A 26,874-nucleotide genomic window follows, 5' to 3' on the forward strand; every position below is an offset into this window, starting at 1 on the left:
TGTTCGTATAGCAGATTGCCTGGAGAACGATATCCCGGTGTACAGACAAAAGTAAACCTCCTCATCCGTCGGTACACCGGGATTTGTTGCCGTTTGGGATATCCGGGAACTTGGATGTACACGATTTTATAGGATTTTGCATGATTATCTATGTAGAGGATGGTATATTTTTCCTAATTTTGAAAATAAAAAACACGTATGAAAAGACAAATGCTGCAAAGCGTCATGGCGTGCCTGCTGGGGATAGCGGGTATGTCTGTATCTGCCCAAAATCAAGTGGCAGCTCCGATGAAAGATGTCAATCAGGTGACCGACCTTACCTTGGACAGCTTGAACAAAGCAAATACCGTGCGTCCCGTTGCCGGGTCCAGCCGGAAGGGAGACAATCCGGTATTGTTTCTTGTGGGAAACTCGACTATGCGTACCGGTACTTTGGGTAATGGGAATAACGGCCAGTGGGGCTGGGGATATTTTGCCCACGAGTATTTTGATGAAAACAAGATTACGGTAGAGAACCATGCCTTGGGTGGAACCAGTAGCCGTACCTTTTATACCAAGTTGTGGAAAGACGTATTGAAAGGTGTGCGTAAAGGCGATTGGGTCATTATCGAACTGGGGCATAATGACAATGGTCCGTACGATAGCGGGCGTGCCCGTGCATCAATTCCGGGCATAGGGAAGGACACACTGAATGTGACTATCAAGGAAACTGGTGAAAAAGAAACTGTTTATACCTATGGTGAGTACATGCGCCGGTTTATCCGTGAGACGAAAGCGAAGGGTGCTCATCCCATCTTGTTCTCACTTACTCCGCGCAATGCGTGGGAAGATGCCGACAGTACCATTATTACGCGTGTAAATAAGACTTTCGGGTTGTGGGCAAAACAGGTGGCAAAGAAAGAGCACGTACCCTTTATCGACCTGAACGAAATATCTGCCCGTAAGTTTGAGAAGTTCGGTAAGGAAAAGGTAAAGACGATGTTCTATCTGGACCGTATTCATACCAGTACCTTCGGGGCACGCGTAAACGCAGCGTCTGCTGCCGAAGGTATCCGTGCCTGCAAGGGACTGGAGCTTGCCAAGTATTTGAAACCGGTAGAAAAAGATACGGTGACAGGTGCAAGCCGTAAGGAAGGATGTCCGGTATTGTTTACCGTAGGCGACAGCACGGTGCGCAATCAGGATGAGGATCCCGATGGACAATGGGGTTGGGGAAGCGTGATTGCTGAATTGTTCGACTTAGACCGTATTACGGTAGAAAATTGTGCCAAAGCCGGGCGCAGTGCACGTACATATCTGGAAGAAGGACGCTGGGACAAGGTGTACAATGCTCTCCAACCCGGTGATTTCGTCTTGATTCAGTTCGGACATAACGATGCAGGTGACATTCATACCGGAAAGGCACGTGCCGAACTGCCTGGAGCTGGCGATGAAAGTAAGGTTTTCTTGATGGAAGCTACCAAGCAATATAATGTAGTTTATACCTTCGGGTGGTATCTCCGTAAGTTTATCATGGATGCCAAGGAGAAAGGAGCCATCCCGGTTGTGTTGAGCCATACGCCCCGTAATATGTGGGATAATGGAAAAATCCAAAGCAATGCTTCTTCATTCGGTAAATGGACCCGTGAGGCAGCTGAAAGAGCCGGTGCCTATTTCATTGACCTGAATAAGATAACGGGAGATAAATTGCAAAAGTTAGGTTACGAAAAAGGATTGAAAGAAGTGATGCCTTATTTCTGTAAAGACCATACGCACACTTCGCTTAAAGGTGCGCGCCTGAATGCGAAGAGCATAGCCGAGGGGTTACAACAGACTGATTGTGCATTGAAAGAATACTTGAAATGATTAATAATTAACAATTAATAATGGTGTGTTTCACCACAGAGAATACAGAGGCACACAGAGTCTTTTTAATTTACAATTTGACAATTTCCTATTTTGATATGAAACGTATTTCGTCAATCGGGAAATAGTAAATATATAATTCTTCTGTGTGACTCTGTGTCTTCTGTGGTGAGGAGCCTTAAAAACGAAGAACCATGAAAAGAGAAGCTTTTAAGATGTATTTGAAGCCTGGATGTGAGGCTGAGTATGAAAAACGCCATGCTGCCATTTGGCCCGAAATGAAAGAATTGCTGGCGAAAAACGGTGTGTTCGATTATTCCATTTACTGGGATAAGGAAACTAATATTCTTTTTGCGTTTCAGAAGACGGAAGGTGAAGCTGGTTCGCAAGATTTGGGCGCACAGGAAATTGTGCAGAAATGGTGGGACTATATGGCAGATATTATGGAAGTGAATCCGGATAATTCGCCTGTATCTGTGCCTTTGAAGGAAGTCTTCCACATGGACTGATTCAATGAAAAATGAAGAACGAAGAATAAAGGAATAGGTTTGTGGCTTATTTTTTATTCTTCGTTCTTCATTTTTTATTCCTCATTGAAAATAGGTTCCTCGGTCTGCTGTGGGGTGCGGTAAAACAATACGGCACTGTCATTGGAACGGGGATGTTGCTGTTTCAGCAAGCAAATCATTTCGGCACCAGCCCATATAACCGGTCCATATCCGTGAGCGGCATACACATTAACCGGCCGGTAATAATAGAATGCCGGGTCAAATCCCATACCGGTACCTACGCATACTCCTTCTACTTCACCTTTTTCGTTAATGGCAGATGATACGGCGTGCCATCCCAGTTGTACTACCGGTCCGTAAGCCATGGCATCAATCCAGCCCTTATTGATAGCATGTGCCATGCAATATACATAGAGGGCAGTAGCGGATGTTTCCAGATACGAATCGTTGCGGTCGAGTAGTTGATGCCAGAATCCGTCTTTGCTTTGGCAGGCGACAAGTCCGCGTACATGGGCACGGAGCAGATTCAGAATGTCTTCGCGTCCTTCGTAGTTTTCGGGCAGGACGTCAAGCACTTCGCACATTGTCAGAATTGCCCATCCATTGGCACGTCCCCAGTGGAATGCCGGATGGTCTGTCATGCCTTCTACCCAGCCGTGGCGGAACAAGCCTTTTTCGGATACGAACATACGGTCGGCAAACTGGCGGATTTGTTTGACTGCTTCATCATAATATGTCTGGCGTTTGCTTTCATCATAGCTTCCCATGAGTGCAACGGCAGGGATACCCATGAACATATCGTCCAGCCATACGCTATTGTGATAAGGACGGTTGCGGGCAAAGGTTCCATCGTCCAGCCTGTATTCCTTGTTGATGATAAAGTCGAAATAATTGTCAATCAAGTCATCTACGGGCAGCTTGGCACCTTTCAGCTGCGCTTTGAGCATGGCGGCACATACGGCTCCTGCGTCATCCAGTGCCTTGGGCATTAAGATTTGGCGCATCTGTGGGTCGATGTCCCCTTCTTTTTCGTATGCTTTCCGGAAGTAAGGTGCCACTTCGGCAAGAAACCTGAACCGTTCGTATACATAGTCTTGATAAGCTTTGTCGCCGGTTGCCTCGTAAGCAGCTTGCATGGCGGAATAAGTTACTCCCCATTCGTAGCTGGCAAGACGGAAGGCTCCGCGTTCCAGTTGGGCATGTCGGTCTATCCGTGCATAGTCGGTGATGCGTTCGCCTGTGCGGCTATCTGTCACGTGGGTGGGCGTGTTTCCTTGCAGGTAACGTAAAACGCGGTCCATGTCCTGTTTGATATCATCGGCGGAGACGACTCCATAGCCTACCCGATAGGCGGGTTTGAGCAGGTGTAAAGGAGTGTTTGAATCATTGACCGGTTGCCCGTTTTCTTGTGCCGAGGCAATGCCTCCCAGGAAGAGGCATGCCAGTAATGCGGTGTTTCGTGTAAATGCGTTCATGTTTTTCTATGTTTTATTTTGAATGATCGAAGTCAAATCCTCTGAATATGCCTTTTTTCAAATCAGGACCGATGTAGAAACCAGGTTGTGTCGGTTGGTTATAAGCTACATTTTCGGTAGCGATGCTGATACGGTATATCGGGTCTTCAGTAAACGGATGGAAACGGTAAGACGTGGGTATTGTCGTGACATAGAGCCGTAAGGATTTGTTGTCGGTGGTACGGAGCAATACTTCTTCGCGCCAGTCTCCTATGATGTCTCCTTGCAGGCAGGGGGTAGACTTGGTACCGTTGTTCGAATCGCATCCATCGAAAGTTGCGATGATGTTACAGCGTTTGTTTTCCCAGTCGTACTTACTGATTCGATTCTTGTCCAGTAGTTCGCGTAGCAGATCACCGTCCCACCATACAGCCATGTTATAGGATAGTCCGGGAACACGTCCAGGAACCACTGTCTCTCCTTTGAAGTTCCGGATGCCGCCTGATGCCAGCGACCACATTTCCACACCATAGTTCGTGGGGTCGATGTCGGCTGCCATACAACGTCCTACATCTGATTTGTCTGGTATCTGGAACAGGATTTCGCCTGTAGCTGCATCACGGAATGTAGAACCGTCTTTGCGGTTTTCGTGACAAGCCCATACTTGTAGTCTGGGATTTGACGGATCGAACTGTGTCAGGTGCAAGGCATCGCCGTGTCCCAAATGGGTAGAGTACAGTCCTTTTCCATCATGGTCGATGGTGCATGAGCCATAAATGATTTCATCGCATCCATCTCCGTCCACATCGGCTACCCGCAGGTTGTGGTTCCCTTGTCCGGAGTAATCATCCCAGCCGGGTTGGTAACTGTCGAACATCCAGCGTTGCTTCAGTTCCTTTCCATCCCAGTCGAAAGCAGTCAGTGTGACGCGTGTGTAATAGCCGCGGCACATCACTACGCTGGGGTGCTTTCCGTCCAGATAAGCGATACATGCCAGATAGCGGTCGCTCCGGTTGGCACGTGTATCGCCCCAGTCTTGCAGGTTGCCTCGGGCAGGAACGTAATCGATGGTTTTCAAAGCCTCGCCAGTCAGTCCGCTGAATACAGTGAGGTATTCGTTTCCGGTCAGGATACGTCCCTGATTGCGGGGAGGTGCACCTGCATTCCGTTTGCTTCGAGGGTCATTGGGCGAGAAATCGCCTCCTCGTGGGGCTTGTGGGTCACCCGGTTCGCGGTAGTCTGCATTGGCATTGCCTATCACATTCCCTTTTCCGTCTATCGTTCCGTCAGAAGTTTTCATTATCACTTCAGCACGTCCGTCACCATTCAGGTCGTACACCATGAATTGGGTATAGTGTGCGCCGGCACGGATGTTCTTGCCCAAGTCTATGCGCCACAGCTTTTCGCCCGTCAGGCGGTAGCAATCGAAATAGACATTACCCGTGTATCCGTCATGTGCATTGTCATGTGCATTTGATGGATCCCATTTCAAGATAATTTCGTAGTTTCCGTCTCCGTCTACATCGCCGATGGAAGCATCGTTCGGACTATAAGTGTAAGTATCTCCGGCTGGAGTCACTCCGTCGGCAGGATGGTCGAGCGGGATGTTGATGTAGCCTGCAGGTGCATTTGCCGGCAGGGTATACGAGCTGCCTTCTGCTTCTTTTCCATTGACGAGAGGCTTTACGGTATAGACAGTTGCCTGCTTTCCTTGATACGAATCGGTATAGAATGTACCTGTTCCAGCTGGAACGGTGGCTATCTTTGTTCCGTTGCGATACAGATTGAAAGCTGTTTCGATGGGGTCGGAAGACAAGTATCTCCATGATAGAGCTACCTGATTGACATTTTGACGGATGGCCACTACACCACGTCCCAGTTTTTCGCGTTGCATGTGTTCGAAATCGTAACGAGGCTGTGCCGTTCCTGCCATGCAGGTACAACAGAGGGCTATCGGCAACAGCCATTTGTTTTGTGTTTTCATGTCTTTGTTTGTGTTATTGGTTTTTAATTAAATGACGATTATTGATTTATTTTCTTTCCGTTTACCCGGATATTTTCGTAATGGATGTTTTCTGCATCATCGGTTACGAACAGCGGACGTTCATCGGGTTGTTCGAAGTGGAAGCTGACTTGGTCGAAAAAAATGTCGCGTGCATGACGGATGTAAAATCCTTTTGCCGGAACAGTACCGAACATCCAAGGTTCAGGGTAGGCTTTTTCGGCTTCGGGTACAGGGTTGACTGCGTCTGCTTGAGTATATCCTCCTTTATAATAAAGGTGTATATCGCTTAGGCTTACGTCTTCGATAATGGCACCGGGTACTCCGCTAATAATGGAAGCATAGCGTGAGTCGACGTTGTAAGCATTGACATGGCTGATGCGGATGCGTTTCATACTCCCTACAGGCGTCCCTTCAGGACTCCGCATCCGTGCTCCCAGGCGTAAGAAAATGCCGGCATTGACGATGTTGCGCAAAGTGATGTTGCTGATAACAATGTCTTCCAAACTACCTCCGTCTACACTTTCTAAAGCCAGTCCCCGGCAATGTTCGAAGATACAATTGGTAATGGCTATGTTCTTGAATCCTCCGCTTGATTCGGTTCCTATCTTGATGCGGCCTGTACGGTAGCCATGGTCGGGAGCTTGAGGCTCGTCCAATTGCCACGAAGCATCCAGCATCGAACCGCGGTCGTAGCCACTGACATAGCAGTCGGAGATGGTGACGTTTTCGGTATCTCTGAAAGTGCCCAAGGCATACGAAGCCTTCAGTACGATGGCATCATCCCAAGGGGTATTGACACTACAAGCCAGGATGCGTACGTTCCGACAGCAGTCTATATCGAATCCATCGCGGTTTGTATCCACTTTCAGGTTGGTGATGGTCAGGTTGTCCACCCCGGTAGCCAGCAGGGCGAAATGTCCGCACTGGAACATATTCAGGTCTTTTAAGGTTACATTCTTGCAGTCTTTCAGGCTGATAGCCTTGTTGCCTACACCGTCCAGCCGGCTTTCTTCACGTGTCAGCCCTTTGCCGTAGATGGTACCGGGACCGCTGATGGTAATGTCTTCCAGTCCGATGCCCCAGATGAGCGAGTTTTGCCAATGGCTGTGTCCGAAGTCTTGATATGTATCATGGCTGTTTGGCTCGGCTGAGTCGTATTTTCCGGTCGGTGTCGGGAAAGCTCCTATGAGTGTGGCTCCTTGTTCCAAGTATAAATGGATATGGCTTGCCAGCCGGATGGAATAACAGGCATATTCGCCTGCCGGTACATAGACTGTTCCTCCTCCTCCGGAAGCAGCTTTTCGGATAGCACGGTTGATGGCTTCGGAATCGATATGAGTTCCGTCTCCAGTGGCTCCGAAATCTTTTACATTGTAAATGGCGGCAGACAGGTGGCTGCAGCCTAGCAGGGCAAACAGAATGTGAATCAGTATTTTCATGGCCGGTGTTTTAAAGATTGTACAAGTTCGGGTAGCATGTAATAGGCGTAGTCAGCCTGTCGGTTCGGTTTGTAGAGGCAGAAGTATACGGTTTCTCCCTGCGGAATATAGCTTGTACCGCAAAATACGGGCGCATCTGTCTTTTTCCCAGACGTGAAAAGTGTCATCGGCGTTTCTTGCTGGTTCCCGTCGCACAGGCGGACTTCGATATGTGGAGGTACGAGTGCTTGAGTCACCCGCAGATGCATTATTTTTCCATGATAGACGGTTATTTGGTGACCTTCTATATTAAATATATTGTCGCGGCAGGTTTCCGGAGCGATATCGGTGGAAGGGGTGGGCGAGTCGAAACCTCCCAATGCCCATACCAGCCTGATGCTGTCGGGCAAAGAATGGTTCGTTACTTCCAGGATGAAGCCTTGCGTGTCTTTCAGAAGGATGTGCCGGATGATGAGGCTCTCTTTCATCAGTGTATCGTTTGTTTTTAGCCATCTGTCTTGTCCGTTTCCGGTTATGCCCAGTCTTAATGTCCCCGACCCGTCGGGCATCGGATAGCTGCCAGCATACTGTGCTTTGGCAGGCAGGACATGGCAAACTATGAAGCAGATGACTGCCCAAATGTATTTCTTCATAATTGGTCAATATTTGATGTTGTCTATGTGTTTGTAGTGCAAAAGTAGTGTTTTCCAGCATACAGCTACATGGAATATTATACAGAAACCTTGATATTTGTGCAAAAAGAAAGGGAGGGTATGGAAAGCGCGGAAAATCTTCTTAGTTTTGTATTGTTTTTTAGTTGATGAGGCGATAAGGTTTTCAGATACCTTAAAATATAATGAATGTCCGCAATTAGCCAATTCGACTGAGTTGAAAATGCAGTAGTACTGCGTTTGCCGATGAAGTATATATTCAACCGCGAATGCAGTATATATTCAACCGCGAATGCAGTATATATTCAACTGCGGATGCAGTATATATTCAACTGCGGATGCAGTATATATTCATTTTTTAGGGGTATGTATTGGATGAATGCGGACATTCATTAAAATATTATTAAGGACCTGTTAGAAACTGTTTTTGAATTTATCGTGCGATGATTTGGTTACCCAAAGCACACACGAAAACGAATACATCAAGCCAGGAAAAAACTTTTTGTAGAAATTCAAAACAATTTCTTAGTTCATCATCTTGTGGATTTGTCTACTCATGTTTAAATTATATTGCGATGAAAAAACAATGGATTGCTTTGCTGCTGGGGAGTGTTTTGTCGGTGAACGGCATTTGTGCCCAAAAGCAGTGGTTTGACGAAAAAGACCTGACTCTGACAGGGGCTTATTATTATCCCGAACACTGGGACGAAAGCCAGTGGGAACGAGACTTGAAACGAATGCACGAATTGGGATTCGAGTTTACGCACTTTGCCGAATTTGCCTGGGCGCAGCTGGAACCCGAAGAAGGTATCTACGATTTCAGCTGGTTGGACAAGGCAGTGGAACTGGCTGCCAAGTACGACCTGAAAGTCATTATGTGTACATCTACTGCCACTCCACCCGTATGGCTCAGCCGGAAATATCCGGAAATACTCGTCCGGAACGAAGATGGTACTATCCTCGACCATGGTGCCCGTCAACATGCCTCTTTCGCCTCGCCTTTGTACCGTAAGCTGGCTGCACGCATGATAGAAGCTCTGGCGCAGCATTATGGCGATGACCCGCGTATCATAGGCTGGCAACTGGATAACGAACCAAATGTGCAGTTTGACTACAACAAGCAGGCCGAACTGGGGTTCCGCGATTTCCTGCGCCAGAAATACCATGATGATATCACTGCGCTGAACCGCGCCTGGGGAACTGCTTTCTGGAGCGAGGTATATGCGTCATTCGATGAAATTACTCTCCCCAAGATGGCACAGATGTTTATGAATGCCCATCAGATACTGGACTACAAGCGCTACGCTGCACACGTGACTAACGACTTCCTCAACGAGCAGTGTCGCCTTATCAAACAGTATGCACATGACCAGTGGGTTACCACTAATTATATTCCCGATTACGACCGAGGAATTATCGGTGGAAGCAGGCAGCTTGATTTCGTAAGCTATACACGCTATATGGTATATGGCGATAATGAAGGAATCGGACGTCGGGGCTACCGGGTTGGAAATCCCTTGCGTATTGCTATGGCAAACGATTACGTACGTCCGATAAACGGCACTTATGGAGTAATGGAACTCCAGCCCGGACAAGTTAACTGGGGAAGTATTAACCCACAGCCGCTTCCCGGAGCTGTCCGTCTGTGGTTGTGGAGTGTTTTTGCCGGTGGCTCCGACTTTATCTGTACTTATCGTTACCGGCAACCTCTTTATGGCACCGAGCAGTATCATTATGGAATTGTAGGTACTGACGGTGTGACATTGACTCCCGGAGGTCACGAATATGCACAATTCATACAAGAGATAAAGACTCTGCGAAAAGAAGCCGCACCTCTCGACCATAAACCGGAAGCCTATCTGAAGCGCACTACTGCCGTGCTTTGGAATCCGGAAAATTATTGGAGTATGGACCGCCAGAAGCAAAACCGTACCTGGGATACTTTCCATCATCTGAATCATTATTACAGGGCATTGAAGGCGTATGGTGCACCGGTAGACTTCATTTCCGAGGAAAAAGACTTTACCCAATATCCTGTGATGATTGTTCCGGCATACGAACTTGCCGATACTGCGTTAGTCGGCCGTTGGATGAAATATGTAGAGCAGGGAGGTAATTTGGTGCTGACATGCCGTACAGGACAGAAAGACCGTTTCGGACGTTTTCCCGAAGCTCCTTTCGGTGCCATGTTGGATAAACTGACAGGAAACCGGATTGATTTTTATGACCTTTTGTTGCCCGACATACCTGGAAAGGTCTCAATGGATGGAACAGATTATCTGTGGAATACATGGGGTGAAATTCTTGTCCCTGGCAAAGAAAATGAAGTATGGGCGACTTACAAAGATGAGTTTTATGATGGAAGGCCAGCCGTTACTTTTCGTCGTTTAGGTAAGGGAACAGTTACATATATCGGTGTTGACACGCGTGATGGCAAGCTGGAACGCCGTATATTAGACAAACTTTATGCCCGTTTACAAATCCCTGTACTCGACCTTCCTTATGGGATTACTCTTGAATACCGTAATGGATTCGGTATCGTTTTAAACTATAGCGACCGTCCTTACCATTTCAATCTTCCAGATGATAGCAAAGTGATGATAGGGACACCTGATATTCCTACAGCAGGTGTTTTAGTATTTAAGTCACAAATGAAAAGTAGTGAATGATAACTGATGGATATACAATCGGTTTATTAGGCATTGTTCATGAAAATCTATAATTAAGCTGTTTTGAATTTATCGCTCAAAGTAAATGCATCAAGCAAAAATACTTTTTGTAGAAATTCAGAAGCTGTTTTGAATTTATCGTGCGATGATTTGGGATGAGTTTTTGTGGCATTTCCGCTTCTGTGATGAGGAAGATAGCGGGCTATCTGACGAAGAACAGGAGCGGAAATGCTACAAAAATCGCCCAAAGCACACACGAAAACGGATACATCAAGCCAAGAAAAACTTTTTGGAGAAATTCAAAACAGCTTCTCAAAACAGCTTAAAAACTTATCCCCAATCAGCACACGATAAATTCAAAACAGTTTCTCAGTTTCCGTCCGGTTTCTCTATTTCGGTGAATGGGCTGTCATCCCATTGGAAACTGTCTGGATTATCAGGATGAGCTGGGTCAAAAGGCTGATAGTCTTTCAGACAGGCAGCGAATGGAAGGTTCAGCCCACGGATTCCTTCTACTATACAGCGAGCTATTTCGTAGGCTCCGTAAGGGTTGAAGTGGGTATTATCGGCAAGTTCGCGAGTCTGTCCCGGGTAAGTGCCTGCAGGATAATGTACAAAGGCTTTCTTCGAGGTTTCTACTCCCAGTGCTTCATACAGTGTGCGGGTCATGTCGTGCAGTTCGATGACTGGTACCTGTTCGCGCTGTGCCACCCAGCGCATGGCATCGGGATAGTCTTCGTGGGTTTCGAGTATCTTGCCGTTTTCATCGAATGAGCGGCGTTGGGTCGGGGTAACGAAGACCGGAGTGCCTCCTTTGAGACGTACTTCATCGATGAAAGTCTTCAGCTGGGTGGCAAAGAAGTAATAGGCTCCCTTGCCGGGTCCTTTCAGTTTCTGGTCGTTATGTCCGAATTCGATGAACATGTAGTCGCCTGGTTTCATTTGCGTGAGAGCTTTCTTCAGGCGTCCTGCCTTGATGAAGGTATCGGCACGTTCGCCACTTTCGGCATAGTTGGCAAAACATACGCGGTCGTTGAAGAAAGCGGGAATCATCTGTCCCCAACTTGCCCACGGTTCGTTGTCTTGGTCTACTACGGTAGAATTTCCGGCAAGGAAAACTGTAGGGACATTGTCTGCCCGTTCTATTTTTATGTTTGCTACGCAAGGGGCGCTGCCATTAAATTCCAGCGTGAGTTTGTCATCCCAGTTCAACTTGTTTTTTTCGCGTAGTTTGATACGTACTTTTTCCTCTCCGTCAATAACCGTGTTACGTTTGTTGATAACGAACGTAAAGGTCTTGAATTCTCCTTTGCGGGTAGGGATTCTGTTCAGGAACAAGCGGCGCGATTCACCTCTTACGGTGGTGAGTCCTGCTTTTTTCTTGCTTCCTAGGGTGACGGTGATGCGATAATTACCATCGGGTACGTCAACCGAGAAGAAGAATGGTTGGTCCGATTTTCCATCAGGGGCAGGAATGAGGTCATAGCCGAAGTGTCCTTCTCCTGGATATAGTGAATCGGGGGTAATGTAGATGGTTGTGCTTCCTTTATCCGCTTTGTTGGGAGCAAAGGTAAAGTCGTAGGTTTGTGCCGATAGGCCTGCAGCCGGAATCCATCCGGCTATCAGCAGGCTGAATAGAATGTTTGGTTTCATCTTATTCATAGGTGTTTTCGAGTTAGAGTTTATCATAGTTTACAGGAATCAGTTTTACGCAGCTGTTCAGTCCAGCAGGCATGGGTTGCAAGTGGCTGTAGTCTCCTTTTTCGTAGTTCAGCTTTACCATGTTTATTTCCTTGAAGATGCGCCATTGTTCACCTTTGCGGTCCATGTCGGCAATGCGGTTGCTCGGTAGGTTGGTTACCTCTACTTCGAGGGTATTCTTGCCGGGTTTCAGCCATTTTCCTATTTTCAGGCGGAAGGGTACGGCCCATACAGTTCCTGCTTCGTGTCCGTTGATGCGTACACGTGCACTTTCCCTCACGTCGCCCAAGTCAAGAATCCAGTCGTCTGCTTTCAGCTGGGGCATGTCGATAGTTACTGTATAGCGTGCAGTTCCCATATTGATAGTGGCATTGGGATGGTCTATTTCTGTCCACGACATGGGGGTGTCGATGTCGAATTCGCCTTCGATGCTGGGATGGCTTTCAGTGAATGCCAGTTTCCAACCATGGTCCAGGCTAAGGCTGTATGCTTGTTCGGAGCCGTATTTCCATGCGGATTGTCCTTCCGGTTTTTCCCGGAATGTCTGTACGATGAGGCTTTCGCCCGATTTCAGTTGCAGGCGCACTTGTAGCTTACCATCTTTCGTACGTGTCTGTGCCATGCCTTTTTCACCGGTCATAGGGTCGAAGAGCATGGCTGCGGTATCGGCTACATTAAGCGTTGCCCATCCGTTTACGTCTTGTTTTTGCAGGCAGGATACAAAGTAATGGTGTCCGTCGGGATTGGTACGCCGGATGAACTGTAAGCCATAGCGTGTTTTTATTTCTTCTGCCGGTGTGCCGGTGGCATCGAGTACCTGATGGTAGTCAGAACCAATGATAATCCGTCCCTTGCCGAAGTCGAAGCATTGTGTCTTGTCGAAGGAATCAGCTTGGGGAAGGTCGGCACAGACAGCTGAAAAGGCTTTGCGGTTCTGTCTCAGTTGGCTGTAGCCCGGAACGTCTTCGGGGTATTGTTCGACAAATGCCACAGTGGCTCCTTCTCGTGCCAGACTTATCAGTTTTTTAAGGGTAGTGGCAGGCATCAGGCGTGCGGCTGGCACTACCAGTGCTTTGTATCGGGTTCCTCCGCTGGTTACCAGCTGCCCGTCTTCGTACCGGGTGGTACGGATGAATGCATCCGAGATATAGTCTACGTCATATCCGCCTTGGATGATGGTCTGGATGGTTTTGATGAATTTGGGGGCATATTGGTCCATCTTATGGATATCAAATGCTACCATACGTCCTGGCAGGTCGTTCCACATATCATAGATAGGAAGATATACCAGGAAATCATTGTCGGGCTGTCCCATTTGCAGGAAAGACTGGCAACGGGTGATGTAGTTAAAGAATGCCGGTGCATCGCGCCAGATGGAATTGGTGGGCGACATATTGACAGTGGCATAGAACAGCCATCCGGGCCATGCTGCTTCTTGAGGCGAGTATGGCGTGCCGTGAAAGAACATGTGGTTTACGCCAGATACGAACATCAGGTCCATGTCGGGTTTGCATTGTGACAGGGAAGTGCGGAAGTGGTCGGTAAGCCACGTGAAAGTTTCCGAAGAAGTATAAGGCTTTCCGGAGATATGTGCAGCCGATGAAGCATACTTCAGCATGGAAATGTCGGAAAAATTGGGGCGTGTCAGTGAGTCACGGCGTAATCCTTTGATGTGGAAGTCGGTCAGTCCGAAGCCTTCGCACTCAGGTATGTCTACCGATGCGTATGTATCAATCAGGTTGGCGGGTGAACCGTGTGCCTGGTTTCGGGTGGTGCTTCCGTGTCCATGTGCCCATTTGGTCCATTGGGTTGTAAAGTTGTCTATCAGCATTTCGCTTACGGTTTCCCTATAATCGGACAGGATACGTCTGCTGGTTTCCGGACGTGTTTCATCCAGAAATTCGGGAAAATGTTCTTCCAGCCGGTATCCTCTCCGTTTTGCAAATTCTTCCAGCAGTCCAGGTGTCCAGTCGGCACCATATACTTCGTAAGAATCATTGAAGAAGGAACGTGGCCAGTCGGTCTGGCTTTTCTTGAAAGCTTGGTCGAATTTGGCAAAGTAATTTTTTACAGCTTTCGGATTCAGGTGATCCATTACATACCCCTCTCCTCCGGGTGCGGCACGTTTCACTTTTTGCAGGGTCTTTCCTTCGAATAAGGCAACCAGTTGCCATTCCCCTGCGGGTGCTTTCCATATCAGTTTTCCTTCGTTTACTTTCGAAGTCAGGTCGAGGCATTTGCCTTTCCCGTCGTATGCCATCAGCCGGCTTAGTTTGGCAATACCTTCCTGCCGTTTTTTCTCTTTCGGGTCAGTGATGCATATATCCAATGATACATCTTTTCCTCCGTTTATCAGATAAGATTCGAAGATGGCTTTGGTGGCAGCTTCTCCGATAGTGACTTCGGGTCCTCCGAAAGGCCAGCCTGTACCGGTATTCATGTCGATGCTGATACCGTTTTTTTGAGCTTCAGCTTCGGTATATTCAAGCATTTCCATCCATTGGGGCGAGAGAAAATCGATGTCATTCTGTTCGTTTCCTTGTACACCGTAGATGGGAGTGATTTCCAGGCTTCCCAGTCCTGCTGTACCGTATTTTTTCAGGTTATACGAAAGATTCTTTTGGTCGACGGCACTACCCAACCACCACCACCGGCTACCCGGCCGGGCTTCTGGTTTCACTTCCGGCCAGTCTTGGGCCTGTGCCGTACTGCCCAAAAACAGTAGCGTCCATAGCATGTTGTACTTTTTCATGTGTTTTCAGTGTTATCGAATGATTATATGGAAGCAAAAGTAAGGCGTTTTTGCCGATATTTCCATATAGAAAAGTACATATTCATGGATTATTGTACAGATTGTTGTCTGGTAGTTGGTGGTATGGCATCTTTCTTTTACTTTTCGCGTAAAAACAGATTATAGAGTCTGTCTCGAATTTATCGTGCGCTGATTTGGAATGAGTATTTGAATTTAGAAGCTGTTTTGAATTTCTCCAAAAAGTTTTTCTTGGCTTGATGTATCTGTTTTCGTGTGTGCTTTGGGCGATTTTTTGGTCCTTTTCGCTCCTGTTCTTCGTCAGATAGCCCGCTATTTTCCTCATCACAGAAGCGAAAATGTCTCAAAAACTCATCCCAAATCATCGCACGATAAATTCAAAACAGCTTCTTAGTTTCACTTCCGTGATGAGGAAAGATGCAGGACAGGACAAAAAGAAACACCACAGAAAACACTTGTCTATCCGAAATAGGCAAGGCTTCCTGTGGTGAATCAGCTCAACACACTTTTAATCCAATCCTGAAAAACAAGTATATTCCTATTGAAAAATCCGGTTATATATCACACATGCAGGTGCATGCATTGTTTTTTACTGTTTATTGTAACTTATATATTTCACTTCCTGCCAACAGGAAACACCCTGTACCGAAATCATCAAAATCGGGTTTGCTGTCGTAGGTTACGGGTTGTCCGTCTTTCGGTTCTTTGCCAGTTCCCTGTACGTATCCTAAATATCCGTTGGGATGCACAGCGTCTTTCACCATGGCATTCCAGGCTTTCAGTACGATGGGCAGGTATTCGTTCCGGTCAAGCAATCCTGTACGGATACCCCATGCCATGCCATATACGAAGAGCGAAGTACCAGTCAGTTCTTTGCCTCCGAAATGAGTAGGGTCGTGCAAGCTGACGTTCCAGAATCCGTCTTCACGCTGGCAAGCCTTGAGTGCTTTGCTCATGGTGAGGAAATCGTTGATGTAATCCTGCCGGTGGGTCTCGTCAGCAGGAATCTCATTTAATATACGTACATAGGTAGCATATACCCATCCGTTTCCACGACTCCAGTAGCAGTCCTCGCCGTTTGGTTCCTTGTAGGGAGGGTCAAAGTCTGCATCTCTCCACCACAGACCGTCTTTAAGGTTGAACATGCCATTGTCACCCAACCGATTGCGGGTATATTCATACATCTGCCACATCTTGTCGAAATATTTTTGTTCGCCGGTCAGTTTGCCCATCTTGGCAAATCCGGGCATTCCCATCTGTATGGCGTCAATCCATGTCCATTCATTGATTTGCGGCGTATTGAGCAGCATGTTCAGGTTGGCCTTGGCATGACGTAACACTTTTGGGTCGGGACAGAGGTTATACATATCTATATATACTTGCGTGCAAGCATAGTTGTCGGCATGACGTGTCCATGTTTCACCACGCACCATGTTCCAGTCATGAAATTCTCCCCACTGATAGGTGTAGTTGTAATATCTGTCATCGGGATAGATGGAATAGAGTGCCATCAGTCCTTCATAATATACGGCACGTGTCCAGATGTTGCTAGGCCGCATCTTGTTCACGTAGCTGGGCTGGCGACAGTCGGGATTGTTTTTCATGTAGAAATCGTTTACCTTGATCAGTGTTTTCAGCGTTTCTTTCTGGTCGGGTATTTCCTGTGCTTTCAGCATTCCAATACCTCCCAAGAAGAGCGCCAATGCTGCAATAAATAATTTTTTCATGGTTCTTTATATTGATTAAATAAATATTTCCTGGGCAAAAGTACGGATTATTCTGTACTGAAAAAATGGAAAATAATACAGATTCCTTTGTTTTTATCCATATTTGGGTAAATTTTGTCTGCGGGGAAAGTAATTTGTACAATTACACTTGGTTTCTGTATGATTTTCTATTTCAAATATTGTTTGGTTCGTTTATCTTTGCGACATGACAATTGATTGGTATATCCAGAAACTGTTTTGAAAACGAATACATTAAGACGCAAAAAATTTTTGGAGAGATTCAAAACAGTTTCTCAATTTAAAAAGTATAGGTAATATGAATAAAATGTGGACAAAGTGGTTGGCTTTTGCTTGGGTAGCGATGTGTGCTTTGCATCTCTCGGCAAAAGATGTGTTTCCCGATGGTACTCCGGTGCCCGACTGGTTCCGTCAGACGGAAATTGTGAATTTGCAGGATTTGGGTAAAAGTTATCGCATTACAGATTATGGAGTGGTAAACGATAGTACAGTCTTGCAGACAGAGAAGATACAGGCAGTTATCGACAAGGCGTCGCAGGATGGGGGCGGAGTGGTTTATATCCCGAAAGGAACGTTTTTGAGCGGTTCACTTTTCTTTAAGCCCAATACACACCTGTATATAGAAAAAGGTGGAACTTTGAAGGGAAGTGATGATATCAGCCACTTTGCTGTTATTGATACACGTATGGAAGGGCAGAACCTGAAATATTTTGCAGCTTTGGTCAATGCCATCGGGGTGGATGGCTTTACCATTTCGGGTGAAGGACGTATTAACGGAAATGGTCTGCGTTATTGGAAATCTTTTTGGTTGCGCCGGCAAGTGAATCCGAAATGCACCAACTTGGAAGAGTTGCGCCCACGTCTGGTATATATCGCCGATTCAAGAGATGTGCAGCTCTCGGGTGTGCGTCTGGAGAACTCTCCTTTTTGGACTACCCATCTTTACCGTTGCGAGAATGTCAAGTTGCTGAACCTTTCAATTTTCGCCCCTTACGAACCGGTGAAGGCGCCCAGTTCGGATGCCATTGATATTGATGTCTGCACCAATGTGTTGGTGAAGAATTGCTATATGTCGGTCAACGATGATGCCATTGCCTTGAAAGGTGGAAAGGGACCATGGGCTGACCAGGATAAGAAAAACAATGGTTCGAACCGTAACATTATCATAGAAGATTGCGTGTATGGGTTTTGCCATAGTGCATTGACTTGCGGAAGTGAATCCATCCATGACCATAACATCGTGCTTCGTCGTTGCCGGCTGGACAATGCAAAGCGCTTGCTTTGGTTGAAGATGCGTCCCGATACGCCCCAGAACTACGAATATATTACGGTAGAAAATATCACCGGTACGGTTTCCAGCTTTCTTTATGCAAAACCATGGACCCAATTCTTCGATCTGCAAGGGCGGGAGGATATACCTTATTCATATTCTAGCCACGTGACGATGCGGAATATTACGATGGAATGTGAGGTGGTGTTTGATGTGGCAAAAGCGGAAGACCAATATAAATTGTCCGATTTTATGTTCGAAAACTTAAACTTGACCGTAACAAAGAAGCCCGAAATACAGAAAGATTGTGTAGAAGGGTTTACTTTGAAGAATGTGACGATAAACGGTAAGAAAGTGGAATGATATTAGTGGATACCCTTAAATTTCCAGCAAGCAGCTGTTTTGAATTTATCGTGTGCTGATTTGGAGTATTTCCGCTAGTGTGATGAGGAAGATAGCGGGCTATCTGATGAAGGACAGAAGCGGAAATGACCAAAAATTGCCCAAAGCACACACGAAAACGGATACATAAAGCCAAGAAAAACTTTTTGGAGAAATTCAAAACAGTTTCTCTTGGCTTTATGCTATTTTGCTAGCACATTACAAACATAGGAACTTATATAGTCAATCAGAAATGAATTGCGTAAAATTATCTCTGATTGACTATAAATGCCAATAGCACAGAAGTATTGGCTTTGATTTCCCTGACTCTTTTTATATAATGGTAGCCACATGCACGACAGATATCATAAAAAAACCGGCCTCTGATAATAGAAGCCGGCTTTTATGTAAGGAAACAATCGAATCCGAATTATAAGTTTGTACGTTTTTCCTGGATTCTCGCTTTCTTACCGGTAAGTTTGCGCAAGTAGTACAATTTAGCACGACGCACTTTACCAATCTTGTTGACAGTAATGCTGTCGATAGCCGGAGACTCCAAGGGGAAAATACGTTCTACACCTACTGTACCAGACATTTTACGTACGGTGAAGCGTTTCTTTTCGCCGTGTCCACAGATTTTGATAACTACACCACGATACATCTGAATACGTTCCTTGTTACCTTCGACGATACGGTATGCTACTGTAACCGTGTCACCTGCTTTGAATGAAGGATGCTGTTTGCCAGTAGCAAATGCTTCTTCTGCAATTTTAATTAAATCCATCTTGTTTTTTGAAATTAAATTGTTTATCGTACCCAACGCAACATACCAAGTAACTCTTCTTGACAGCGATTGCGCGGAAGCGGTGCAAAGTAAGTGATTTTTTGCGACATGGCAAAGCCTTTTCGCTTTATTTTGAAGGAAAATTTGGGCATCGTCGGCTTTTTTTCTAACTTTGACTGGAAATAAACAGACAATCAATATGAAAAAAAGATTATGTTATGGCATGTATGTGGTAGCCCTAGCTTTAACGGCATGTAGTTCAGGCTATTCGCTGGTGTCGGTAGAAGGAGAAAGGGTACCTGTGACAAAAGCATACGATGTGGAGCAAGATATGAAAGCGTGGCGTATGTTGCAGCCTTACCAGGAGGGTGTGGATAGCATCATGAAGCCGGTAATCGGCCATGCGGCACGGAAGTTGGAAGTTTACCGTCCCGAATCGCCTTTGTCGAATCTGTTAGCAGACGTGTTGCGTACGGCGGCGGAAGTTAAAACCGGTATGCCGGCAGATGTGGGCGTGATGAACATGGGAGGCATACGCAGTCTGCTGAATGAAGGGGAGGTAACGGTTGCATCGGTTTATGAAATCACTCCGTTCGAAAACCATTTGGTGGTAGTGACATTGAAAGGGAAAGACTTGCAGGAACTGTTCAGGCAGATGGCTGGGGTACATGGAGAAGGACTAAGTGGAGCAAGGCTTGTCATATCGGAATCGGGCAATCTGCTGAGTGCGAAAGTCGGTGGAAAGGACATTGACCCGGAAAAGGACTATCAGGTAGCTACCATTGACTATTTGGCCGAAGGGAATGATCACTTGTCAGCCTTTAAAGAAGCTGTGGGTAAGCTTGAACCGGAAAATGCTGTTTTGCGGGATTTGTTCATCGATTATGTGAAAAAGATGGAAGCTTTGGGCAAGTGTGTTGATGCGAAGGTGGAAGGGCGGATTGTTGAACAATAATACAGATTAAGCAATGAAAAAATTGTGTCTTATTTCTTTATGGGTATGTTTGCTTGTGGTTACAGCAGCAGCCCAGTCAACCAAGGAGATTTATTTATTTCATACCAATGACATGCATAGTCGTATTGAGCCTTTTCCTGAAAATTACCAGGATACCTTGCTGGCAGGGAAAGCCGGTATGGTGCGACGTGCTACTTTTATCAGCCAGCAGCGTGAAATCCATCCTGATTTGTTGCTTTTCGATTGTGGGGATTTCTCGCAAGGTACACCTTATTATAATATATATAAGGGAGAAGTGGAAATCAGCATGATGAACGAGATGCGTTATGATGCTGGTACTATCGGGAACCATGAGTTCGATTTCGGTTTGGAGAATATGGCGCGTTTGTTCAGGTTGGCAGAGTTTCCCATTGTATGTGCCAATTATGATGTGACGGGTACTGTGCTGGAAGGTTTGGTGAAAGAGTATGTTGTGTTGCATCGGGATGGCATTAAGATTGGAGTGTTCGGGTTGGGCGCGCAACTGGAAGGTTTGGTGGCAAAAGCATCGTATGGTGATGTGAAGTTTGAGGATCCTGTCTCTGAAGCACAACGGATTGCTGACCTGCTGAAAATGCAGGAGAAGTGTGATTTGGTGATTTGTCTTTCTCATTTGGGTTGGAAAGGAGAGCCTTATTCGGATGTGGAACTGATAGAGAATACGTGCAATATCGATGTAGTATTGGGCGGACATTCGCATTCTTATTTTGAGAAACCTGAATATTATAAGAATCTGGATGGCGTGGAAGTGCCTTTGCAACAAATGGGAAAGCATGCCGCTTTTATAGGAAAAATGGTGTTGACTTTGCAAAAGAACTGAGATGAGAAAGGCGGTCGTTTTATATATATGCTTGTTGTTGTCTGTCTGGGTAGAGGCTCACACGATGCCTTCGGTATTGAGCCAGGTGAAAGATACGGCAGCGTGCCGCAGATGGGTAGAAAGCCGGTTGTCGGAGATGACATTGAAACAGAAAATCGGACAGCTGTTTATCCATACGGTAGATCCTGTTACAGCTCCGCGCAACAAAGCCCAGATACGGAAAGCGATTGAGGAATATGGATTAGGTGGATTGTTGTTTGCCAAGGGGCGGATAGACCAGCAGGTGCAATTGACTAACTTGGCACAGCAATGGAGCCGGATCCCTTTGCTGATTACTTTTGATGGTGAATGGGGATTGGCTATGCGTCTGAAAGATACGCCCGAATTTCCCAAAAACCGGATATTGGGATGTGTTCAGGATGATTCGTTGATTTATCGTTATGGGAGAGAGGTGGCACGTCAGTTGCGTGAAATAGGGGTGCAGGTTAATTTCGCTCCTGTGGCGGATGTGGATAATAATCCGGGAAATCCAGTCATCAATACCCGTTCTTTCGGGAGTAACCCCAAAGAAGTGGCACGGAAAGTTATTGCTTATGCACGCGGTTTGGAAGATGGAGGTGTGTTGGCTGTCTGCAAGCATTTTCCCGGACATGGTGATACGGATGTCGATTCGCATAAGGCATTGCCAGTGCTTCCTTTTGACCGTGCCCGTATGGATTCTATTGAGTTGTATCCATTTCGTAGGGCGATAGATGCGGGAGTAAGTGGTATGATGGTCGGGCATCTGCAAGTTCCTGAATTGGAGGAGAAGCCGGCTTCTATTTCTTCCGATATTATAACCACTATGTTGCAGGATGAGTTTCATTTCTCCGGACTAGTCTTTACCGATGCGCTCGAAATGCGAGGTATCCGTCAGGCGGACGATGTGTGTGCACAGGCACTTTTGGCCGGAAACGATTTGTTGTTGGCTCCACGTAATTTAAAGCGGGAAATGACTGGAGTAATGAATGCTATAAAGAAAGGCCTGCTTACCGAAGAGGTGATTACCGAGAAATGCCGGAAGGTACTTACCTTTAAATATGCATTGGGTCTAAGTCAGCGCCCGGTGGTGGATGAAAAAGATTTGAAGTCTCGTATACGCATTCCTGAAACAGACAGCTTGCTGCTGGCATTGGATAAAGCAGCTGTTACAGTACTGAAGGACTCGTTGGAAATACTTCCGTTGGAATTGGCTTTGTCAGGTAATGTCTTGTTGAGCATTTCTCCTTCGATAGTCGATTCTTATCCTTTTTACAACGGATTGCAGGAATCGATAACAATCAATTGGGTACATGCACGTGTGGATTCGTTGCAGTCCATTCGTAAGCGGCTTCGCACGGCACAGCAGGTTATCGTGGCATTGCATCAGAAAGATTATGAATCTTATGTGCCGTTTCTTCAGGAATTGGCAGCCGATAAACCACTGGTGGTCGTTTCTTTTGTTCCTCAGGAGGATTTGAAGACTATGCTTCCTGTCTTGCAGCATGCTTCAGCCGTTGTTCAGGCACATGTCGGAACAGAAGCAGTTCAACGTTATGTAGCAAAGGTCATGACAGGCAGAGACAAGGTGACAGGACGTTTGTCGGTAGGCATTCCCGGCTGGTGTCAAGCAGGTGTAGGCATAACAATAGACCCTGATTGCCCCTATTTGTATACACCTGAAGATTTTGGTATGGATTCGCGTATATTGGCACGTATTGATACAATAGCCCAGGAAGGGATTGATGCGCAGGCTTATCCCGGATGTCATGTGCTGATATTGAAGGATGGATATCCTGTCTATAATAAATGCTTCGGAACATTTACCTACGATGGTTCGCGCAAGGTGAAAGAAAATGATTTATATGATTTGGCTTCTTTGAGTAAAGTGACCGGTACATTGTTGGCTGTAATGAAATTGTATGACGAAGGTAAATTCGGATTGACCGATCGGATGAGTCAGTATTTGCCAATGTTGGAAGATACACGGAAATCGCGTATTACTGTCCAGGATTTGTTGTTTCACGAATCTGGTTTGCCTGCTTACTGGGCTTTCTATAAGGAAGCTATTGATTCGAAGTCATGTAAAGGAGGTTTGTTTCGTAAAAAGTATGACCGGTATCACACGTTGCAAGTAGATGAAAACCTGTATGCCTGTACCGGGTTCGTTTATAAAAAAGAATGGGTTTCTTCTGTACGCACAGGGAAGTATGTGTTGCCTTTGTCCGACAGCTTGTATTTGAATGCTGATTTTCGGAAAGAGATAAACCGGCAATTGGCAGATATACCTTTGAAAGGACATTCTTACCGGTATAGTTGTTTGAACTTTATGTTGCTGAAAGAGTTAGTGGAATCTGTTGCAGGCGTTGCATTGGATGTGTATTTGGATAGTGTATTCTATAAGCCGATGGGTTTGGTGCATACGGCATACAATCCTTTGCATCGGTTTGATAAATCGCAGATTGTGCCTACTGCGGCTGAAGACTTTTTGCGTAGAACAGAACTGCAAGGGTATGTAAATGATGAGATTGCAGCTTTCATGGGAGGAGTTTCAGGTAATGCCGGACTTTTTTCGACGGCACATGATGTAGGAGCTGTCTTTCAAATGCTGTTGGATCGGGGAGTGTATGGAGGGCATCGTTACCTGAGTAGGGCTACATGCGACTTATTCATTACCTTACAGTCGGAAGAGAGCAGGAGAGGACTGGGGTTCGACAAGCCTGATACCGGGCATCCAGAGCATAGCCCGTGTGCGGCTGAAACTCCGCAAGGGGTTTTTGGGCATACAGGCTTTACTGGTACTTGTGCTTGGGCAGATCCGGAAAACGATTTGGTCTTTGTTTTCTTGAGCAACCGCACTTATCCGCGTGCATTCAATCATAAGAATCTGACTAAGCTGAATATACGTACACGTATGCAACAAGCAATGTATCAGTCTATAAAGCGGTGATTCTATTTAGACTATGTACAAATTAATCAAATATTGCTATGTAGACGTTACAACTTCACATAAAAAAGTTACCTTTGCATTATCAAATTAGTACTAATAATAACTTTTAACTTTTACAACAATGGCTTACGTAATTAGTGACGATTGTATCGCTTGCGGTACTTGTATCGATGAATGCCCGGTTGGCGCAATCTCTGAAGGTGACAAATATTCTATCAACCCGGATATGTGTACAGAATGCGGTACTTGCGCAGATGTATGTCCTTCTGAAGCAATCCACCAAGGATAATCGATAAATCGTCGGTTTTAAAATTTATAGAGGATGTTCTCTTTTTGGAGTGCATCCTCTTTTGTATTTGGGTCAGGCTTCAAACATCCGGCTTCTCGATAATAGACATGAGCCTATGATACCTGCCTGGCTTTTCAGTTTTGACAAAATGATTTCTGAATCGCGGCTCATCAGGCTAAGTGTGTATTTTCGTACGGTGGTAATGATGGGCTGTAACAGAAATTCGCCTGCATTCGACATTTCCCCTCCAATGATAACTGTATCAGGATTGAAAATATTGATAAGGTTACCGATATGCACCCCCAGTTGTTGTCCGATTTCTTCTACCAGTTCAATGGCAAGTAAGTCTTCTTTGCCTATGGCATTGAATATATCATCCAAGGTAATGTCTTCGATGGACTTTTCAGACAGGACAATCGAAGTCTCGCCTGCTTTCAGGTGTTCGATGAATTTGCGGTAGAGAGCCGAACAGGAATTTTCAGTTTCCAGGCATCCCTTTTTGCCGCAATGGCAGATAATCTGGTTGTCATACCCATAGGTGTGGCCGAATTCGCCCGAGAACCCAGACTTGCCTTTGTATAATTTCCCGTCTATCAGAATACCCATGCCCAGCCCCCAGTCTATATTGATAAAAAGAGCATTGCGCGAACCTTTTAGAGCTCCTTTGATATATTCGCCATACAACATGGCGCGGCTATCGTTCTCGATAGAAACTTCGATGTGTATACGTTCTGTCAATATTTCTGCTAAAGGGCGTTCGCCGAAGTTGAAGAAACTGTGACTGTATCCCAGTTCTGGATTCACCCGTCCGCACAGAGCTACATTGATGTGTATAATCCGCTCTTTACTGATGCTGAGTCCATCAATAAAGGTTTCAATGTGTCGGCAGATTTTGTCAATGCATGCCATTGTGTCTTGCCGTTCGATATGGATACCCATTTGTAGTTTCAGTAAATCACCTTTGAAGTTGATGAGACCGATATGCAGGCTGTTCCACGTTATGGATACGCCGATAAAATAGGCCGAATCAGGGTTTAGTCCATAAAGAATTGGATGTCTTCCACCGCTCGTTTCCAATTTCCCATATTCATCAATGTAGCCTTGTTCATGCATTTCGTCTATTACTTTTGTTACAGTAGGAATGCTTAAGTCCATGTCTTTGGCTAGGTCGGTAATGGTCGAATTTTCATTATATATTAAATAGGTAATGATATGCTTTTTCATAATAGCACTTTTCGAACCTTTTTGGATGTCTGCTAATAGCTGTTCTTTCATAAGCGGTGTTTTTAAAAATGGAAAGCCGGTTAATTAAAAATTTAAAAAACAATCGATAATTACTTTGTATAATGATTGTTTTATTCATAATTCCCAATATCTTTGCAGTGGTTTAACATGCAAAGTGGATTCTTGTTACAAATATATTAATTAAATCTGGAAAAACTATGAGAGTTATTATCGAATCTGATTATCGGTCTCTTTCTGAATGGGCTGCCAACTATGTGGCAAAACGGATAAACGAGTTCCAGCCATCTTCCGAACGTCCTTTTGTATTGGGCTTGCCTACGGGCTCTTCCCCATTGGGCATGTATAAGGCGCTGATTGAACTGAACCGAGCGGGAAAGGTGTCTTTCCGCAATGTGGTGACTTTCAATATGGATGAATACGTGGGCCTTCCCGAATCGCATCCGGAAAGCTACCATTCGTTTATGTTCAACAACTTTTTCAACCATATTGACATTCCGAAGGAAAACATCCATATCCTGAACGGGAACGCTTCCGACTTGGAGGCTGAGTGCGGGAATTATGAAAAGCAGATTGCTTCGTATGGGGGCATCGACCTGTTTGTGGGCGGCATCGGTCCCGACGGCCACATCGCGTTCAACGAGCCGGGTTCTTCCCTGACTTCGCGTACCCGTGTGAAGACGCTGACCACCGATACGATTGTGGCAAATTCGCGTTTCTTCGATAACGATGTGGACAAGGTCCCCAAGACTGCGCTGACCGTAGGGGTGGGCACGGTAATGGACGCCAAAGAGGTACTGATCCTTTGCAACGGGCACAATAAGGCGCGTGCCTTGCAGCATGCCGTTGAAGGAAGCCTAACGCAGATGTGGACCATCAGTGCCTTGCAGATGCACCGCCACGGCATCATCGTATGCGATGAGGCGGCTACGGACGAACTGAAAGTGGGCACGTACCGCTACTTCAAGGACATCGAGCGCAACAACCTGTAATCCATTATCCATTATTAATTGTTAATTGTTAATTGTTAATTATTCATTATTAATTATTAACTATAGCCATGAGAACCAATCTGAGTTCGCAGATATCCCTTAACAGGGTGTCTACCCGATATTACAAGCCGGAGAATACGATTGACCGCTCCGTGCTGACCCGTTTTGAGAAAATCCCGACCAATATCTATGAAACAGTAGACGAAGGCGTGAAGTGCATAGCCGATAAGGTTATCCGCAAGATACAGGAACGCCAGCATGACGGCAAGTTCTGTACGTTGGCTTTGGGCACGGGGGCTTCGCTCCGTCCGCTTTACGCCGAACTGGTGCGCCGCCATAAGGAAGAA

At 45.9% G+C, this 26,874-nt stretch carries 20 protein-coding genes and 1 pseudogene; 11 read left to right on the top strand and 10 right to left on the bottom strand.

The features are described from left to right. Positions 1–198: 198 nt before the first annotated feature. Entirely contained in the window at positions 199–1,845 is a 1,647-nt protein-coding gene (locus B5F25_RS10390) for a rhamnogalacturonan acetylesterase (RefSeq protein ID WP_022039942.1), read from the top strand. Positions 1,846–2,039: 194 nt separating this feature from the next. Then, entirely contained in the window at positions 2,040–2,354 is a 315-nt protein-coding gene (rhaM, locus tag B5F25_RS10395; RefSeq protein WP_022039940.1) for an L-rhamnose mutarotase, read from the top strand. A gap of 74 nt (positions 2,355–2,428) precedes the next feature. On the opposite strand, the gene B5F25_RS10400 is transcribed toward rhaM, so the two are convergent. The 4 genes from B5F25_RS10400 to B5F25_RS10415 form a co-directional block, all read right to left on the bottom strand. Further along, the gene (locus B5F25_RS10400; RefSeq protein WP_087249440.1) at positions 2,429–3,829 is read right to left on the bottom strand and encodes a glycoside hydrolase family 88 protein; all 1,401 of its coding nucleotides are present in this window, start codon (positions 3,827–3,829) and stop codon (positions 2,429–2,431) included. A 13-nt stretch (positions 3,830–3,842) separates the two neighbouring features. Then, complete coding sequence (locus B5F25_RS10405) at positions 3,843–5,741, bottom strand: rhamnogalacturonan lyase (protein WP_087249456.1); 1,899 nt, start codon at positions 5,739–5,741, stop codon at positions 3,843–3,845. A gap of 89 nt (positions 5,742–5,830) precedes the next feature. After that, positions 5,831–7,252 carry a glycoside hydrolase family 28 protein gene (locus B5F25_RS10410; protein ID WP_087249442.1) on the bottom strand — a complete coding sequence of 474 codons (1,422 nt, stop codon included), beginning with the start codon at positions 7,250–7,252 and terminating at the stop codon, positions 5,831–5,833. Further along, positions 7,249–7,884: a DUF4450 domain-containing protein gene (locus B5F25_RS10415; RefSeq protein ID WP_022039936.1), complete on the bottom strand. Its 636-nt coding sequence runs from the start codon at positions 7,882–7,884 to the stop codon at positions 7,249–7,251. Before B5F25_RS10415 ends, B5F25_RS10410 begins: the two co-directional genes overlap by 4 nt. A 593-nt stretch (positions 7,885–8,477) precedes the next feature. Here B5F25_RS10415 and B5F25_RS10420 point away from each other — a divergent pair. Next, positions 8,478–10,571, top strand: coding sequence for a beta-galactosidase (locus B5F25_RS10420; protein WP_087209614.1), 2,094 nt, complete (start codon positions 8,478–8,480; stop codon positions 10,569–10,571). 145 nt (positions 10,572–10,716) lie between these two features. Next, on the top strand, positions 10,717–11,016 hold the full coding sequence (locus B5F25_RS21710; RefSeq protein ID WP_162614396.1) for a hypothetical protein: 300 nt from the start codon (positions 10,717–10,719) through the stop codon (positions 11,014–11,016). Here B5F25_RS21710 and B5F25_RS10425 read toward each other — a convergent pair. The 4 genes from B5F25_RS10425 to B5F25_RS10440 form a co-directional block, all read right to left on the bottom strand. Further along, positions 10,941–12,224 (bottom strand): rhamnogalacturonan acetylesterase, encoded by a 1,284-nt coding sequence (locus B5F25_RS10425; RefSeq protein WP_087249458.1) that lies wholly within the window; start codon positions 12,222–12,224, stop codon positions 10,941–10,943. The genes B5F25_RS21710 and B5F25_RS10425 overlap by 76 nt on opposite strands. 22 nt (positions 12,225–12,246) lie before the next feature. After that, the gene (locus B5F25_RS10430; RefSeq protein ID WP_087249444.1) at positions 12,247–15,024 is read right to left on the bottom strand and encodes a glycosyl hydrolase; all 2,778 of its coding nucleotides are present in this window, start codon (positions 15,022–15,024) and stop codon (positions 12,247–12,249) included. A 179-nt stretch (positions 15,025–15,203) separates the two neighbouring features. Beyond that, a complete protein-coding gene (locus B5F25_RS21715; protein ID WP_162614397.1) occupies positions 15,204–15,407 on the bottom strand; it encodes a hypothetical protein in 204 nt (67 codons plus the stop codon). 231 nt (positions 15,408–15,638) lie between these two features. Further along, the gene (locus B5F25_RS10440; RefSeq protein ID WP_022040248.1) at positions 15,639–16,769 is read right to left on the bottom strand and encodes a glycoside hydrolase family 88 protein; all 1,131 of its coding nucleotides are present in this window, start codon (positions 16,767–16,769) and stop codon (positions 15,639–15,641) included. A 325-nt stretch (positions 16,770–17,094) separates the two neighbouring features. Between B5F25_RS10440 and B5F25_RS10445 the strand changes: the two genes are divergently transcribed. Continuing rightward, complete coding sequence (locus tag B5F25_RS10445; protein WP_206423543.1) at positions 17,095–18,420, top strand: glycosyl hydrolase family 28 protein; 1,326 nt, start codon at positions 17,095–17,097, stop codon at positions 18,418–18,420. Positions 18,421–18,868: 448 nt separating this feature from the next. Here the strand turns inward: B5F25_RS10445 and rplS are convergent, their stop codons facing one another. Beyond that, positions 18,869–19,222, bottom strand: a complete 354-nt coding sequence (rplS, locus tag B5F25_RS10450; protein ID WP_022040246.1) for a 50S ribosomal protein L19 — start codon at positions 19,220–19,222, stop codon at positions 18,869–18,871. Between the two features lie 199 nt (positions 19,223–19,421). On the opposite strand from rplS, the gene B5F25_RS10455 reads away from it, so the two are divergent. The 4 genes from B5F25_RS10455 (at position 19,422) to B5F25_RS10470 (ending at position 24,293) form a co-directional block, all read left to right on the top strand. Beyond that, positions 19,422–20,177, top strand: a complete 756-nt coding sequence (locus B5F25_RS10455; protein WP_087249448.1) for a 5'-nucleotidase — start codon at positions 19,422–19,424, stop codon at positions 20,175–20,177. A gap of 13 nt (positions 20,178–20,190) precedes the next feature. Next, positions 20,191–21,036 carry a metallophosphatase gene (locus B5F25_RS10460; RefSeq protein ID WP_022040244.1) on the top strand — a complete coding sequence of 282 codons (846 nt, stop codon included), beginning with the start codon at positions 20,191–20,193 and terminating at the stop codon, positions 21,034–21,036. A gap of 1 nt (position 21,037) precedes the next feature. Next, complete coding sequence (locus tag B5F25_RS10465; RefSeq protein WP_087249450.1) at positions 21,038–24,004, top strand: glycoside hydrolase family 3 N-terminal domain-containing protein; 2,967 nt, start codon at positions 21,038–21,040, stop codon at positions 24,002–24,004. A 121-nt stretch (positions 24,005–24,125) separates the two neighbouring features. Beyond that, positions 24,126–24,293 (top strand): 4Fe-4S binding protein, encoded by a 168-nt coding sequence (locus B5F25_RS10470; RefSeq protein WP_013618916.1) that lies wholly within the window; start codon positions 24,126–24,128, stop codon positions 24,291–24,293. Between the two features lie 72 nt (positions 24,294–24,365). On the opposite strand, the gene B5F25_RS10475 is transcribed toward B5F25_RS10470, so the two are convergent. Further along, on the bottom strand, positions 24,366–25,568 hold the full coding sequence (locus B5F25_RS10475; protein ID WP_022040241.1) for an ROK family transcriptional regulator: 1,203 nt from the start codon (positions 25,566–25,568) through the stop codon (positions 24,366–24,368). A gap of 167 nt (positions 25,569–25,735) precedes the next feature. Here B5F25_RS10475 and nagB point away from each other — a divergent pair, with 167 nt between their 5' ends. Then, entirely contained in the window at positions 25,736–26,527 is a 792-nt protein-coding gene (nagB, locus tag B5F25_RS10480; protein ID WP_087249452.1) for a glucosamine-6-phosphate deaminase, read from the top strand. A gap of 68 nt (positions 26,528–26,595) precedes the next feature. Then, positions 26,596–26,874: pseudogene (locus B5F25_RS10485) on the top strand (glucosamine-6-phosphate deaminase); the annotation flags it as partial.

Source organism: Bacteroides sp. An19, from assembly GCF_002160215.1.
In the GTDB taxonomy this organism is placed as follows: domain Bacteria; phylum Bacteroidota; class Bacteroidia; order Bacteroidales; family Bacteroidaceae; genus Phocaeicola; species Phocaeicola intestinalis.

What these genes read in the sequence shown, in the direction of transcription:
- B5F25_RS10390 (WP_022039942.1), top strand. Translation starts at nt 199, where the DNA reads ATGAAAAGACAAATGCTGCAAAGCGTCATGGCGTGCCTGCTGGGGATA.
- rhaM (WP_022039940.1), top strand. Translation starts at nt 2,040, where the DNA reads ATGAAAAGAGAAGCTTTTAAGATGTATTTGAAGCCTGGATGTGAGGCT.
- B5F25_RS10400 (WP_087249440.1), bottom strand. Translation starts at nt 3,829, where the DNA reads ATGAACGCATTTACACGAAACACCGCATTACTGGCATGCCTCTTCCTG.
- B5F25_RS10405 (WP_087249456.1), bottom strand. Translation starts at nt 5,741, where the DNA reads ATGGCAGGAACGGCACAGCCTCGTTACGATTTCGAACACATGCAACGC.
- B5F25_RS10410 (WP_087249442.1), bottom strand. Translation starts at nt 7,252, where the DNA reads ATGAAAATACTGATTCACATTCTGTTTGCCCTGCTAGGCTGCAGCCAC.
- B5F25_RS10415 (WP_022039936.1), bottom strand. Translation starts at nt 7,884, where the DNA reads ATGAAGAAATACATTTGGGCAGTCATCTGCTTCATAGTTTGCCATGTC.
- B5F25_RS10420 (WP_087209614.1), top strand. Translation starts at nt 8,478, where the DNA reads ATGAAAAAACAATGGATTGCTTTGCTGCTGGGGAGTGTTTTGTCGGTG.
- B5F25_RS21710 (WP_162614396.1), top strand. Translation starts at nt 10,717, where the DNA reads ATGATTTGGGATGAGTTTTTGTGGCATTTCCGCTTCTGTGATGAGGAA.
- B5F25_RS10425 (WP_087249458.1), bottom strand. Translation starts at nt 12,224, where the DNA reads ATGAAACCAAACATTCTATTCAGCCTGCTGATAGCCGGATGGATTCCG.
- B5F25_RS10430 (WP_087249444.1), bottom strand. Translation starts at nt 15,024, where the DNA reads ATGAAAAAGTACAACATGCTATGGACGCTACTGTTTTTGGGCAGTACG.
- B5F25_RS21715 (WP_162614397.1), bottom strand. Translation starts at nt 15,407, where the DNA reads ATGATTTGGGATGAGTTTTTGAGACATTTTCGCTTCTGTGATGAGGAA.
- B5F25_RS10440 (WP_022040248.1), bottom strand. Translation starts at nt 16,769, where the DNA reads ATGAAAAAATTATTTATTGCAGCATTGGCGCTCTTCTTGGGAGGTATT.
- B5F25_RS10445 (WP_206423543.1), top strand. Translation starts at nt 17,095, where the DNA reads ATGTGGACAAAGTGGTTGGCTTTTGCTTGGGTAGCGATGTGTGCTTTG.
- rplS (WP_022040246.1), bottom strand. Translation starts at nt 19,222, where the DNA reads ATGGATTTAATTAAAATTGCAGAAGAAGCATTTGCTACTGGCAAACAG.
- B5F25_RS10455 (WP_087249448.1), top strand. Translation starts at nt 19,422, where the DNA reads ATGAAAAAAAGATTATGTTATGGCATGTATGTGGTAGCCCTAGCTTTA.
- B5F25_RS10460 (WP_022040244.1), top strand. Translation starts at nt 20,191, where the DNA reads ATGAAAAAATTGTGTCTTATTTCTTTATGGGTATGTTTGCTTGTGGTT.
- B5F25_RS10465 (WP_087249450.1), top strand. Translation starts at nt 21,038, where the DNA reads ATGAGAAAGGCGGTCGTTTTATATATATGCTTGTTGTTGTCTGTCTGG.
- B5F25_RS10470 (WP_013618916.1), top strand. Translation starts at nt 24,126, where the DNA reads ATGGCTTACGTAATTAGTGACGATTGTATCGCTTGCGGTACTTGTATC.
- B5F25_RS10475 (WP_022040241.1), bottom strand. Translation starts at nt 25,568, where the DNA reads ATGAAAGAACAGCTATTAGCAGACATCCAAAAAGGTTCGAAAAGTGCT.
- nagB (WP_087249452.1), top strand. Translation starts at nt 25,736, where the DNA reads ATGAGAGTTATTATCGAATCTGATTATCGGTCTCTTTCTGAATGGGCT.